Here is a 735-nt window from a genome sequence, read left to right on the forward strand (position 1 = left end):
CTTAAGGTTTCTCGCTCAGGTTTCTATGAATACATGCATCGTCGTCCTTCAAAACAACAAGTGGAGAGAGAAATTCTCTCAGAGAAGATAAAAGCTGTCTTTCATGAGCATAAGGGACGCTATGGTGCGGTTAGAATTACCAAGGTACTTCATAATACTGGTATTATGACCAACACGAAACGTGTTGGGAAACTGATGCATTTGATGGGACTTTATGCCAAGGGAAGCCGTTATAAATATAAACATTACAACAGAAAAGGAGCTTCGCTTTCAAGACCCAATTTAATTAATCAGATCTTTAAAGCAACAGCTCCTAATAAAGTATGGCTGGGAGACATGACCTATATCCCTACCAAAGAAGGCACCTTATACTTAGCCGTGAATATCGACGTTTTTTCACGTAAGATTGTAGGCTGGTCAATGTCTTCACGGATGCAAGATAAACTGGTGAGGGATTGCTTCTTACAAGCTTGTGGGAAAGAACAGCCTCAGCCTGGCTTGATTGTCCATACTGATCAAGGGAGTCAATATACAAGCTCTCGTTATCAATCTACTCTTCGTCAAGTCGGTGCTCAATCTAGCATGAGTCGTAAAGGAAATCCATATGACAATGCAATGATGGAGTCTTTTTATAAGACGCTAAAGAGGGAGCTTATTAATGATGCTCATTTTGAGACAAGAGCTGAGGCTACTCAAGAAATATTTAAATACATTGAGACCTATTACAATACAAAA

The 735-nt window shown here is 39.6% G+C and carries 1 pseudogene; it reads left to right on the forward strand.

The window, feature by feature from the left end:
* Positions 1–735, forward strand: a pseudogene (locus tag BABA_RS02440) (IS3-like element IS1068 family transposase); the annotation flags it as partial.

Origin of the sequence: Neobacillus bataviensis LMG 21833, from assembly GCF_000307875.1 — a bacterium.
GTDB classification, from domain to species: domain Bacteria; phylum Bacillota; class Bacilli; order Bacillales; family Cytobacillaceae; genus Neobacillus; species Neobacillus bataviensis.